At 69.9% G+C, this 12,115-nt stretch carries 11 protein-coding genes; 6 read left to right on the top strand and 5 right to left on the bottom strand.

Translation table 11 applies throughout. The annotated features are described in order from the left end of the window. Nucleotides 1-7 precede the first annotated feature (7 nt). Genes truA through VFK57_01845 form a run of 3 tightly spaced genes read right to left on the bottom strand, consistent with a single transcriptional unit; the run spans nucleotide 8 to nucleotide 2,166 of the window. Nucleotides 8-793: a tRNA pseudouridine(38-40) synthase TruA gene (gene truA, locus VFK57_01855; GenBank protein ID HET7694425.1), complete on the bottom strand. Its 786-nt coding sequence runs from the start codon at nucleotides 791-793 to the stop codon at nucleotides 8-10. Nucleotides 794-829: 36 nt separating this feature from the next. Further along, nucleotides 830-1,780 (bottom strand): hypothetical protein, encoded by a 951-nt coding sequence (locus tag VFK57_01850; GenBank protein HET7694424.1) that lies wholly within the window; start codon nucleotides 1,778-1,780, stop codon nucleotides 830-832. Next, on the bottom strand, nucleotides 1,777-2,166 hold the full coding sequence (locus VFK57_01845) for a Rid family detoxifying hydrolase (protein ID HET7694423.1): 390 nt from the start codon (nucleotides 2,164-2,166) through the stop codon (nucleotides 1,777-1,779). The genes VFK57_01850 and VFK57_01845 overlap by 4 nt, the downstream gene beginning before the upstream one ends. 26 nt (nucleotides 2,167-2,192) lie before the next feature. On the opposite strand from VFK57_01845, the gene VFK57_01840 reads away from it, so the two are divergent. Continuing rightward, nucleotides 2,193-2,768 carry a hypothetical protein gene (locus VFK57_01840; GenBank protein HET7694422.1) on the top strand — a complete coding sequence of 192 codons (576 nt, stop codon included), beginning with the start codon at nucleotides 2,193-2,195 and terminating at the stop codon, nucleotides 2,766-2,768. 59 nt (nucleotides 2,769-2,827) lie between these two features. After that, on the top strand, nucleotides 2,828-5,671 hold the full coding sequence (locus tag VFK57_01835; protein ID HET7694421.1) for an insulinase family protein: 2,844 nt from the start codon (nucleotides 2,828-2,830) through the stop codon (nucleotides 5,669-5,671). A 117-nt stretch (nucleotides 5,672-5,788) separates the two neighbouring features. Here the strand turns inward: VFK57_01835 and VFK57_01830 are convergent, their stop codons facing one another. Further along, complete coding sequence (locus VFK57_01830) at nucleotides 5,789-6,163, bottom strand: response regulator (GenBank protein HET7694420.1); 375 nt, start codon at nucleotides 6,161-6,163, stop codon at nucleotides 5,789-5,791. 59 nt (nucleotides 6,164-6,222) lie between these two features. Between VFK57_01830 and VFK57_01825 the strand changes: the two genes are divergently transcribed. Continuing rightward, nucleotides 6,223-6,627, top strand: a complete 405-nt coding sequence (locus tag VFK57_01825) for a hypothetical protein (protein HET7694419.1) — start codon at nucleotides 6,223-6,225, stop codon at nucleotides 6,625-6,627. 14 nt (nucleotides 6,628-6,641) lie between these two features. Here VFK57_01825 and VFK57_01820 read toward each other — a convergent pair whose 3' ends face one another. Further along, nucleotides 6,642-7,991, bottom strand: a complete 1,350-nt coding sequence (locus VFK57_01820) for a DEAD/DEAH box helicase (protein ID HET7694418.1) — start codon at nucleotides 7,989-7,991, stop codon at nucleotides 6,642-6,644. Between the two features lie 35 nt (nucleotides 7,992-8,026). Between VFK57_01820 and VFK57_01815 the strand changes: the two genes are divergently transcribed. The 3 genes from VFK57_01815 to VFK57_01805 all read left to right on the top strand — a co-directional run bounded on the left by VFK57_01815 (nucleotide 8,027) and on the right by VFK57_01805 (nucleotide 12,089). Further along, on the top strand, nucleotides 8,027-8,806 hold the full coding sequence (locus VFK57_01815) for an inositol oxygenase family protein (GenBank protein HET7694417.1): 780 nt from the start codon (nucleotides 8,027-8,029) through the stop codon (nucleotides 8,804-8,806). 152 nt (nucleotides 8,807-8,958) lie between these two features. Continuing rightward, nucleotides 8,959-9,552, top strand: a complete 594-nt coding sequence (locus VFK57_01810) for a sigma-70 family RNA polymerase sigma factor (protein ID HET7694416.1) — start codon at nucleotides 8,959-8,961, stop codon at nucleotides 9,550-9,552. Then, nucleotides 9,549-12,089, top strand: a complete 2,541-nt coding sequence (locus VFK57_01805) for a protein kinase (GenBank protein ID HET7694415.1) — start codon at nucleotides 9,549-9,551, stop codon at nucleotides 12,087-12,089. Before VFK57_01810 ends, VFK57_01805 begins: the two co-directional genes overlap by 4 nt. Nucleotides 12,090-12,115 lie beyond the last annotated feature (26 nt).

The raw sequence follows: 12,115 nt of genomic DNA, 5'->3' as shown, positions 1-12,115 counted from the left end.
AAGCGGATTACCGCGACGGCACGTGCGCGACGGCGTGCAGCGGCGCGGGGGCGGGATCGCCGCTGTAATACACGGCTTCGAGGAAGAGCCCGGACGCGGGGGCGGTGAGCGCGGCGGGCAGATCGGATCGCTCCTCCAGCAAGCCGCTCACCTCCGCGGAGGTCAGCTCGCCCCGGCCGACGGCGGCCAGCACGCCGACCATCCGCCGCACCATCCGCCAGAGGAAGTGCGAGCCGACGACGCGGATCAGGAGCAGGTCGCCGTCTTCGGCGATCTCCAGTCGATCCACCAGCACCCTCGAGGACTTCTCTCCAGACTCGTCGGCGCTGAAGGACGCGAAATTCCGCATCCCGACGAATACCGCCGCCCCCGCACGCATGCGGTCCGGGTCGAGTGCCTCCTTCACCCACCACAGGTAGGGCTTGAAGAACGCGCTCTTCCTCCGGGAGATCTGATAGAGGTAGCTGCGCGCCACGGCGTCGTGCCGCGCGTGGAACCGGTGCGGCACCTTGTCGATCGAGCGGATGTGAATGTCGGTCGGGAGCGCATCGTTGATGCGCTGCCGCAGCGCGCCGGGCGGCAAATCCGTGTACAGCTCGAGATGCGCCACCTGCGCGAGCGCATGGACGCCGGCGTCGGTCCGTCCCGCTCCGTACAGCTCGAACTCGCGCCGTCGCGTCACCTCGCCGACGGCGTGCTCGATCTCCCCGGCGACGGTGCGCGCGTTCTTCTGGATCTGCCACCCGCTGTAACGCGTCCCGGCGTACTCGATGACGAGCTTGAAACGTGGCACCCGATCACCCGATCATCCGATCACCCGATCGCCCGATCACCCGATCAACTCCATCGCCCGGCTGGCGATCGCCGTGTCCTGGAAGCCGACGCCGGTGAGATCGGCGATGGTGATCTGCGCGGCGGACGTGCGTCCCGGCTTCACGCCGGCGACAATCTCACCCAGTTCCGCGTGCACGCGGGTTGCGGGCATCGCGCCCGTGTCCAGCGCATGCCGCAGCTCGCCGAACGCCGCGCACTGCGTCAGCCGATCGACGACGAGGAGATCGGCGCGCGCCAGACACGCCGCGTCCAGTTCCTGCTTGCCGGGAGAATCGGCGCCGAGCGCGGTGACGTGCTGCCCCGGCCGCAGCCACTCGGCGCGGACGAGCGGCTGCCGTGACGGTGTCGCGGTCACGATCAGGTCCGCGGCGCGGCAGACCGCTTCCGGCGTCGCCGCCGCGGATGCCTCGAAGCCGGCCGCCTGCATGTCTGCCACGTAGGCGTCGAGGTGCGCGCGGTTCGGACTCCACGCGACGATGCGGCTGAATCGCCGGACGACGCGAAGGCAGTCGATCTGGTGGCGCGCCTGGAGTCCGGATCCGAGCACGCCGACCGTGTCGAACGTCTCCGGCGCGAGCACCTCCGCGGCGACGGCCCCCGCCGCACCGGTGCGGATGTCGGTCAGGAACCCGTTGTCGAGCAGGAGCGCGGCCGGCAGGCCGGTCGTCGCGTCGAAGACGGCCATCAGTCCGGCGCCGCTCGGCAGCCCCTTCGCGGGATTGTCGTAGAAGCCGCTGGCCACCTTGATCGCGACGTGCGGCACGCCGTCGATCAGCGCGGTCTTGACGTGGAATTCGCCGCGGTGCGCCGGCACCTCGAGGTTGATCACCGCCGGAACGTGCGTGCGCCCTTCGCCGTCGGCGCGGAAGGCGGCGCGGATCGCGTCCACGGCCACCGCGGGCGTGATCACCGCGCGCAGGTCCGGCTCGAGGACGATCGGAATCACGGGATGCAGGCGATGGCGTCGATTTCGACCCGAAGCCCCTCGCCGGGCAGCCCGGCGACCTGCACGGTGGTGCGCGCGGGACGGTGCGTGCCGAACGCGCGGGAGTACACCTCGTTCATCTTCGGGAATTCTTTCATGTCGACGAGGAACACGCCGCAGCGGAGCACGTGCGGCAGTCCCGACCCGGCGGCGCGGAGGATCGCCTCGACGTTGCGCAGCGCCTGCGCGGTCTGCGCCTCGACGTCGGGTGCCAGCGAACCGGTCGCCGGATCGCGGCCGGCCTGGCCGGAGACGAAGACCAGGTTGCCGAAGATCATCCCGGGAGAATACGGGCCGACCGGGGTGGGCAGGGCGGCGCTGATGACGGGTTGCACTCGCTCGGACATCCCGTCATCCTATGCGAAGTGCCGGCATGGTGAGGCAAGCCATCGCGCTCGTGGCGCTGTCGCTGGCGGCGCTGACGCAGCGTCCCGACGCGCGTGAGGCGCTGCGCCTCGGACGATCGCAGGACGAGGCGCTGTACGCCGCCTTCAGCAGGGGCTACACGCTGGCCGCGTCGGATCCGGTCGACAGCGCCGAAGTGATCACCGAGTTCCGCCGCGCCGTCCTGATCGTCCGCGAGCGGGCGAGGCTGGGGGAGTTCGGCTTCACCGAGCGCGACCTCACCGTGGCGATGACGCCGCACCTCGGGCTCGTCACCTTCATCGTGCAGGCGCGGCTGAATCCGCTGCACACCTATGCCACGGCGCCCGCCTACGAGCTGTACATCGAAACCGGGCCGCTCACGCCGCCGCTCGCCGCGCGCGAGGCCAGGCGCGATCCGGTGTATGCGCTCGGCGGCATCGGCGCGCCGCTCATCGGCGTCCGCCTGGAGATCACCATCCCGCGGGCGCAGATCGAAGCGGCGCCGCGCCCGGAACTGATCCTCACCGACGAGCGCGCCAGCGTGTTGTGGCGCAGCCGTATCGATCTGTCCAGGTATCGGTAGGGCGCTGCCGCCGTCCGCCTCTCCGCTCACCGCGTTCCGCTTCTGCTACAGTCCACGTCATGACACACCGACTGCGAGCGGCGTTCGTCACCCTGTTCGTCACCGCCGCGCTTGCGCCGATCGCGGCGCGCCAGGCGCCGGCGCCGCAGCCGTCCACCGGTGCGCTGCCGCTCACCCAGACGATTCCGTTCGACGCGGCGGTCAGGACCGGCACGCTGCCGAACGGCCTGAAGTACTACGTGCGCAAGAACACGCGGCCGGCGAACCGCGTCCTGCTGCGCCTCGCCGTCAAGACCGGCTCGCTCGACGAAGCCGACGATCAGCAGGGGCTCGCCCACGTGCTCGAGCACATGGCGTTCAACGGCAGCGAGCACTTCAAGCCCGGCGAGCTGGTCTCGTACTTCGAATCCACCGGCGCGCGGCTGGGGCCGCACGTCAACGCCTATACCGGATTCGAGGAAACCGTCTACATGCTCGACCTGCCGTCGGACAAGCCGGAGATCGTCGACAAGGGGATGATCGCCTTCTCCGACTTCGCCGGCGGCCTCTGGCTCGATCCCGCGGAAGTGGACAAGGAGCGCGGCGTCGTCGTCGAGGAGTGGCGTGGCGGGCTGGGCGCCGGATCGCGCATCCGCGACAAGCAGATCCCGGTGCTGTTCTACCAGTCGCGCTACGCGGAGCGGCTGCCGATCGGCAAGCCCGAGATCCTCAAGTCGTTCCCGGTGGCGCGCCTGAAGGCGTTCTACGACACGTTCTATCGCCCCGACCGGATGGCGATGATCGCCGTGGGGGACATGGATCCGCAGAAGCTCGAGGACATGATCAAGGCGTCGTTCTCGGCGCTGAAGAGCCGCGGCGCCGCGCCGCCCGAGCGCAAGGTCGACGTGCCGCTGCACAAGGACACGCTGGTCAGCATCGTCACCGACAACGAGATCACGCAGTCGTCGGTGTCGCTCGTCCGCAAGCGGCCGCGCGCCGGATCGGAGACGGTCGGCGATTACCGCCGTTCGCTGCTGCAGCGGTTCTTCGAGCAGATGCTGAACGACCGGTTCGACGAGCTGTCGCGGCGTCCGGACGCGAGGTTCCTGGGCGCCGGGATGTTCGGCGAAGGGCTGAGCAAGACCGTGGAAACCGTGTCGCTCGCCGCCAACGTGCAGAGCGGCCGGATCGCCGACGGGCTGGCGGCGGTCGCGATCGAGGCGAAGCGCGCGCGCGAGTTCGGGTTCAACGCCGGCGAGCTCGATCGCGCGAAGAAGTGGATGGCGGCGTTCTACGAGCGGGCGTATACCGAACGCGACAAGACCGAGAGCGGCTCGTTCGCGCAGGAGTACCTGAACCACTTCCTCGAGGGTGAGCCGTCCCCCGGGATCGAGTACGAGTACAAGCTCGTGCAGCAGCTGCTGCCCTCGATCTCCGCCGCGGAAGTGACGGCGCTCGGCAAGACGCTGCTGGCCGACGAGAGCCGCGTCATTCTGGCGACCTCGCCGCAGAAGGCCGACATCGCGGTGCCGTCGGAAGAAGAGCTGAAGAAGGCGCTCGCCGCCGCGGAGGCGGCCGCCGTCACCCCCTGGCACGACACCACCGCGACGCGCGAGCTGCTCGAACGCAAGCCGGAGCCGGCGGCGGTCGTCTCGACACGGACCGTCGACGAGGTCGGCCTCACGATCGCCCGGCTGGCGAACGGCGTCGAGGTCTGGCTGAAGCCGACCGATTTCAAGAACGATCAGGTGCTGTTCGCGATGCAGGCCAAGGGGGGCGCGTCGCTCGCGCCTCCCGAGGACTTCGTCGAGGCGACGCTCGCGACGACCTACGTGTCCCTCTCGGGCGCCGCCGGCCTGAAGGCGCTCGACGTGCAGAAGCTGCTGGCGGGCAAGCTCGCCAACGCGTCCCCGTCGATCACCCTGTCGAGCCACGGCTTCAACGGATCGGCGGCGCCGGCGCAGCTCGAGACCGCCTTGCAGCTGCTCTACGCGCGCTTCACGCAGCCCGGGGACGATCCGGAAGCGTTCGAGATGATGAAGCGCCAGCTCACCGCGTTCCTCGCCAATCGACTCGATTCGCCGGCCGCGGTATTCGGCGACAAGGTGGAGGAGATCAACAGCTCCGGCCATTACACCTCGAAGCCGCTCACGGTCGAGCGCGTCAACACCCTGGACCGCGCCAAGATGCTGTCGTTCTACAAGGCGCGGTTCTCGAATGCCGCCGACTTCACCTTCTTCATGGTCGGCGCCTTCAGGACGGAGGAAGCGCTGCCGCTGATCGCGCGCTACGTGGGCGGTCTGCCGTCGACCGGGACGGCGGCGTCGACGTTCAAGGATCTCGGCCTCAGGTTTCCCGCTGCCAGCGCCGATGCCAGGGTGGAGAAGGGGCGCGAGCCGAAGAGCGAGACCGTCATCAGCTTCGCGGCCGATCCGCCGGGAGACGATCCCATGGAGCAGGAGCGCGTGCTCGCCGCGACCGACGTGCTCGAGATCGCGCTGCGCGACATTCTGCGCGAAGAGCTCGGCCAGACCTATACGGTGTCCGCCGGCGTGAGCCAGAGCCCGCCGCAGCGCGGCGGCGGCTACGTGCAGGTCAGCTTCGGCGCGTCGCCGGAGAACATCGACAAGATGGCCGCGCGCGTCCTGCAGGAAGTCGCGAAGATGCAGAAGGACGGCCCGTCCGAGGACCTGGTCAATCGCGCCAAGGAAACCGCCAGGCGCAACTACGAGACGCAGCTGCGCACGAACAACTACTGGCTCGGCCGGTTTCAGGCGGTGAACCTGTGGAAGCAGGATCCGCGGATCATCGCGACGCGCGTCGAGCGCATCAACGCGCTCACGCCCGCCACGGTTCAGGAGGCGTTCAAGAAGTACTTCCCGATGAACCGCCGCACGATCATCACGCTGATGCCCGGAAAGTAAGCCTCAGCGCTCGGCGTAATACCGCATCACGATCTCGACGACGAGGAAGGCGGCGGCGACGGACGCGATGAAGGCCGCGGCGAGCCAGAGCATCATCTTCCTGTATTCGGGATCCATTCAGGTGAGGTTCAGCACCCGGCGGATCTCCGCCGTGAGCTGATCGGGCAGCACGGGTTTGGCGAGGAACCCGTCTGCGCCCGCGTCGGCGGCGCGCTGCCGATGCTCCTGAAACGCGTGGGCGGTCAGCATGATCACCGGAATGTCGCGCGTCGCGGCGTCCTGTTTCAGCAGCTTCGCCGCCTCCCAGCCATCCATCCCCGGCATCGTCGCATCCATGAGGATCAGCGACGGCCGGTCGAGCCGCGTCTTGACGATGGCGTCGGCGCCGTTGGCCGCCTCGGCCGAGCGGAAGCCCTCGTGCTCCAGATACATCGAATACATCTCGCGGGCGTCCAGGTTGTCGTCCACGATGAGAATGAGGGGCCCGGCCATCGATAGAGCTAGTCTAGCCGATAGTGCCGCCGCGAGTGACGGTGCAAGGGGGTTCCGGGGTGACTGATGTCGAGTTCGCGCGCGCGTTCGAGCGCGGCGACGTGGCGCCCGCCGATTTCGATCATCGCGCGCACGTGCGCGTCGCATGGGTGTACGTGCGCGAGGGGCCGTCGCTCGACGCGGCGACGGATCGCATGCGCGCGGCGATCCAGCGCTTCGCGGCGGCGGCGAACGCGTCGCAGAAATACCACGAGACGATCACGGTCCTGTGGATGCGGCTGCTGGCGGACGCGGCGGCGCGGATGCGCGCGCCATGCGAGCTGGACGCCTTGCTGGCGCAGTGTCCGGAGCTGGCCGACAAGAACCTGCCGCTGCAGTACTACTCGCGGGAACGGCTGTTCAGTGACGAGGCGCGGACGCGCTGGGTCCCGCCCGATCTGGCGTCGGAGTCATCAGGCGCGTGACGCCGCGGCGGACGCTACCTGCGCCGCCTCCTGCGGCGACCGCCGGCCGGCGCGCCTGCCGGGCGTCCAGCTGACGACGGCGGGTGGGACGGCCGGGGGGCGTGCGGCGCCGCGGGACGCTGCGCATGCGCGGCGCGGCGCTCCGCGTTGGCATGGGCCCGCCGGCGTTCCTCGGCCTTCCGGGCCCGGATCTCGGCGATGCGCTGCGCGTGCGGGACTTCGAGGCGCTCCGCCGCCCTGACCGTGTAATCGAAATCCGGTACGGTCACGCGCGGCAGGCGGCGATTGATCGCCTTCTCGATGGCGCGGACGTCGGCTTCCTCGTCCGGCGACACCAGCGTGTAGGCGGAGCCGGTCATCTCCGCGCGCGCCGTCCGGCCCACGCGATGGATGTAATCCTCGGGCTGCGCCGGCACGTCGAAGTTGACGACATGCCCGAGCGCCGTGACGTCGATGCCGCGCGCGGCGATGTCGGTGGCGACGAGGACGCGATAGCGGCCGCTCTTGAAGCCGTCCAGCGCCTGCGTGCGCTGCGCCTGCGAGCGATTGCCGTGGATCCGCTCCACCGCCACCTGGTGCCCCGCCAGATACTTTGCCAGTCGATCGGCGCGGTGCTTCGTCCGCGTGAAGACCAGGGCGTCCCGCACGTCCACGCCGTTGAGCAGGGTCAGCAGCAGCGCCGGCTTGAGCGCCTGGGGCACCGGGTAGATCGCCTGCGTGATGCCGGTGGCCGGCGCGGCGCGGCGTTCGAGGTTGATCGTCACCGGGTCGTGCAGCATCTCGCGCGTCAGCTCGGCGATCGGCGGCGGCATCGTCGCGCTGAAGAACAGCGTCTGCCGCTGGCGCGGCAGGTGCCGCAGCACCCGCCGGATGTCGGGCAGGAATCCCATGTCGAGCATCCGGTCCGCTTCGTCGAGGACCAGGAACTCGATCCCCGACAGCCGCGCGTACGGGGCGCGAAAGTGATCGAGCAGGCGGCCGGGCGTGCCGACGATGATGTCGACGCCGCTGCGGAAGGCATGCTCCTGCGGGCCCATGCCGACGCCGCCGTAGACCGCCGCCGCGGTCACCGGCGTGTGGACGGCGACGTCGTTCACGTCGCTGAGAATCTGCGCGGCCAGTTCACGGGTCGGGGTGATGACCAGGGCGCGCGTGGTGCCGCGCGGCTTCGCGATCAGGTGATGGAGGATCGGCAGGAGGAACGCGACCGTCTTGCCGCTGCCCGTCATGGCGCAGGCGAGGACGTCGCGGCCCGCCAGCGCGGGGGGAATCGCGTCGGCCTGGATCGGCGTCGGACGCTGGAATCCGAGGTCTTTGAGGCCGCGCAGGAGGTCGGGATGCAGCTTGAACTGGCTGAAGGGCATCCACTATCCTAGTAGCAAGGAGACAATCCATGGGCATGGCCAAACCCGCCGCGGCGTTCCGCAACTACGCGGACGAGCCCACCGGGTACGTCGAGCAGTTCTACCGCAAGAACCATCAGCACCAGACGCTCGATTTCGTACTCGCCAGGAAGGCGGAGTACCTGCCGCTGAATCGCGAGACGATGACGGTGTGGGAGATGCTGGAGCATCTCAACGACGTCGTCGACGAGAGCGATCCCGACACCAATTTCACGCAGATGGATCACGCGCTGCAGACCGCGGAAGCGGCGCGGCGCGCGAACCAGCCGCGCTGGATGATCGCCACCGGGTTCATCCACGATCTGGGCAAGGTGCTGTGCAAGTTCGGCGAGCCGCAATGGGCGGTGGTCGGCGACACCAACCCGGTCGGCTGCCGGTTCTCGCCGAAGATCGTGCACTCCGGCTTCTTCGCGCTGAATCCCGACGCGACGCATCCGGTGTATTCGACCGAGCTGGGGATCTACGAGCGCGGCTGCGGTCTCCAGAACATCCATATGTCCTGGGGGCACGACGAGTATCTGTACCACGTCATGAAGGATCGCCTCCCGATCGAGGCGCTCTACATGATCCGCTATCACTCGTTCTACGCCTGGCACCGCGAAGGGGAATACGACTACCTGTGCGACGACCAGGACCGCGCGATGCTCAAGTGGGTGCGCGCCTTCAACCGGTACGATCTGTATTCCAAGGGGGACGATCGGCCGAAACTGGACGAGCTGCGTCCCTATTACGAAGATCTGACCCGCGAGTTCTTCCCCGATCCGCTGAACTGGTAAGAAACGGCACACTTTCCGGTGCCGGGACGCCGAAAGCCAGCGCCCCAGCTGGCTTTCGCGCCGTACCATACATTTTTCGTCCCCTAATTGTTCGGTTCCGCCCCCGGCGACGTTGTATTCAGGCGGGTGGAATATGATCGCCTCTCCCTTCCATGGACGAGTCCCCCGGACAGGCCGGTCCGCAGCCACGTGCGGTCGCGACGACCGCCGATCTCCTGCACCGGGCACGGCTTGGCGATGCTGACGCCCTCAACGAGCTCTTCGCCCGCTATCTCCCGTCGCTCCGGCGGTGGGCGCGAGGCCGCCTGCCGCGCTGGACGCGCGATCTGCGCGACACCGATGACGTCGTGCAGGAGACGCTGGTGCAGACGCTGAAACACATCGGCGACTTCCAGCCGCGGCACGAAGGGGCGCTGCAGGCATATCTGCGGCAGGCGCTGGTGAACCGGGTCCGCGACGAAGTCCGGCGCGTGAACCGGCACGGTGTGACGGCGGAAATCGAGGACGAGCACGCGGCGCGGCAGGCGTCGCCGCTCGAAGAGGCGATCGGACGCGAAGCCCTGGAGCGCTACGAGCGGGGGCTGGCGCGGCTGCGCCCGGAAGAGAGAGAAGTGATCATCGCGCGCGTGGAGCTTGGGCAGAGTTATCAGCAGATTGCCGCCGGCCACAACAAGGCGAGCGCGGATGCCGCGCGGATGGCGGTCTCGCGTGCCCTGGTGCGTCTGGCCGAGGAGATGGACGCGTGAAGCAGGACAGCGCGCGCGCCATCGAGCATCTGGCCGCCTCCATCGCCGACGGGACGACCGTCGACTGGGGCGCCGCCGAGAGCAGCATCAGCCCCGGCGAGCAGCGCCTCCTCCGGCACCTGCACCTGATCGGCACGCTGGCGGAGGTCTATCGATCCCTGCCGGTCGATCCGGCGTCGCCGGAAGACGATCCGCTCGCCGATCCCCACCCGGCCGGGCCGCGGTGGGGACGGTTGATCCTGCTCGATCGCATCGGGCAGGGGACGTCGGCGGACGTGTTCCGCGCGTGGGACGTCGACCTGCAGCGCGAGGTCGCCCTCAAGCTGCTGCGGCTCGACGGCGTCACGGCGGACGCGGCGGCGAACACGCGGATGCTGCAGGAGGCGCGGCGCATCGCCCGCGTCCGCCATCCCCACGTGGTCCACGTCTACGGCGCCGAGCGGCACGAAGAGCGGATCGGGCTGTGGATGGAGCTGGTGCGCGGACGATCGCTCGACGACATTGTCCGCGACGACGGCCCGCTGGCCGCCGATGCGGCCGCGCGGATCGGCGCGGATCTGGCCGGGGCGGTGGCGGCGGTGCACGCCGCGGGCCTGCTGCACCGGGACGTCAAGGCGCAGAACGTCATCCAGGACGAGTCGGGCCGGATCGTGCTGATGGACTTCGGCGCCGGCGAGGAGATCGGCGCGCGCCCGCGGGTCGCCGGCACGCCGCTCTACATCGCGCCCGAGGTGCTGGCCGGCGGGCCGGCGTCGGCGGCGAGCGACGTCTACTCACTCGGCGTCCTGCTGTTCTACCTCACCACCGGGAGGTTCCCGGTGCAGGCCGCGTCCCTGGAGGAACTGCAGCGCGCGCACCGCGCCGGCGGCCGGCGTCCGCTGCGCCAGGTGAATCCGAAGCTGCCGGCAACGTTCGCAGGCATCGTCGATCGCGCGCTGTCGGCGGATCCGGCGGCGCGCTTCGCGACGGCGGCCGCCATGGAAGCGGAACTCCGGCGCGCGGCGAGCGGCGGGACCGTGACGGACGATCGCCCCGCGCGCTGGCGCGGCTGGGCCGTCGGCGCCGCGACCGCCGCGGCGGTGATCGCGCTGCTCGCGACGATCGCCTCGGTCCGTCCGTTCTCCCCCCGGCCGAATCCCGAGCCGACCTCCATTGCCGTGCTGCCCCTGGCGTTCGCGGCGGATCAGTCCGACGCCGCGCTCCTGGCGGACGGTCTCACCGACGAGTTGATCACGACGCTGGGGCAGGTGCAGGCGCTGCGGGTGACCGCGCACACCTCGGTGCGGCGGTTCCGCGGCTCGACCGAGCCGGTGTCCGCCATCGCCGCGCAGCTTGGGGTCGCGTCGGTGCTCGAGGGATCGATTGCCGTCGATCGAGGCGGCGCCGATCCGCGCGTCCGCGTCAATCTCCGGCTGATCAAGGCCGGCACGGACGCGCAGATCTGGTCGGACAGGTTCGAGCGGGGGCTCGGCGATCTGCTGGCGCTGGAGCGTGAGATCGCGCGGGCGGTGACGGGCAGCATCAGCGCGCGACTGACCGACGGCGAAGCGGCGCGGTTCGCCCGCGCGTCTGCGACCAGTCCGCCGGCGCAGCGGGCCTATCTGCAGGGGATCGCGTACCTGTCGCAGAACCGCCACGGCGCTGAAGTGCGTCCGGCGCTCGAGGCGCTGCAGCAGGCGATCGCCATCGACCCGTCGTTCGCGCCGGCGCACGCCGCGGCGGCGCGGACCTATGTGCTCCTCGGGTTCGACCGCGAGATACCGCAGTCCGAGGCGTACGCCGCGGCGAAGGCCGCGGCGCAGCGCGCACTGGCGCTGGATCCCGATCTGGCCGAAGCACGCATCGCGCTCGCCGACGTGAGCTTCTATTACGAGTGGGACTTCGCCGGCGCCGAAGCCGAGTACCAGCGGGCGATCCGCCTGGCGCCGAGCGGCGCGTATGCGCGCACGCAGTATGCCCGCCTGCTTGCGGCGCTCGGGCGCACCGACGAGGCGCGGCAGCACGCGGACGGAGCCGTGGCGGTCGATCCGCTCACCGCCGAGGTCACGCTGACGCAAGGGCTGATGGCGTACTACCAGCGCCGCTACGACGAGGCCGCGGACATTCTGCACGCGACGTCGCGGATGGATCCGCGATTCCCCGGGGCGTATTTCACGCTGGGCCGGATCGAGGAAGCGCGCGGCCGGCTGGCCAACGCGATGGACTTCACCGACCGCGCCATTCGACTGTCGGAGACTCCCGCATGGCGCGCGCAGGCCTTGAGGCTGCGGGCGCTGGCAGGCCAGACGGCGGCGGCACGCAGCGCGCTCGCGCGGCTGCAGGACCGCCTGGCGGCGGACGGCCGGACGCTCGCCGACCCGCATGAAGCCTACGTCCGGCTCGCGCTCGGCGAGCGTGACGCGGCGCTCGATCTGCTGACCGCCGCCGTGGACGCGCGCGACCCGGCGGTGCTCTGGATCGGCGTGGATCCGCGGCTGGATTCGATCCGCGGCGATCCCCGCTTCCGGCAGCTGATCGCGCGTCTGGGGCGCCCGTAGCGGGCCCTTGCTTGACGCTCACGGGA

The sequence above is a fragment of the Vicinamibacterales bacterium genome (assembly GCA_035699745.1).
GTDB lineage: Bacteria > Acidobacteriota > Vicinamibacteria > Vicinamibacterales > 2-12-FULL-66-21 > JAICSD01.
The sequence above is the reverse complement of the archived record's forward strand: the minus strand, read 5'-3'. Positions and strand labels throughout refer to the sequence as shown.

Coding starts and splice junctions, on each gene's coding strand:
- VFK57_01845 (HET7694423.1), bottom strand. CDS start 2,166: ATGTCCGAGCGAGTGCAACCCGTCATCAGCGCCGCCCTGCCCACCCCG.
- VFK57_01840 (HET7694422.1), top strand. CDS start 2,193: ATGGTGAGGCAAGCCATCGCGCTCGTGGCGCTGTCGCTGGCGGCGCTG.
- VFK57_01835 (HET7694421.1), top strand. CDS start 2,828: ATGACACACCGACTGCGAGCGGCGTTCGTCACCCTGTTCGTCACCGCC.
- VFK57_01830 (HET7694420.1), bottom strand. CDS start 6,163: ATGGCCGGGCCCCTCATTCTCATCGTGGACGACAACCTGGACGCCCGC.
- VFK57_01820 (HET7694418.1), bottom strand. CDS start 7,991: ATGCCCTTCAGCCAGTTCAAGCTGCATCCCGACCTCCTGCGCGGCCTC.
- VFK57_01815 (HET7694417.1), top strand. CDS start 8,027: ATGGCCAAACCCGCCGCGGCGTTCCGCAACTACGCGGACGAGCCCACC.
- VFK57_01810 (HET7694416.1), top strand. CDS start 8,959: ATGGACGAGTCCCCCGGACAGGCCGGTCCGCAGCCACGTGCGGTCGCG.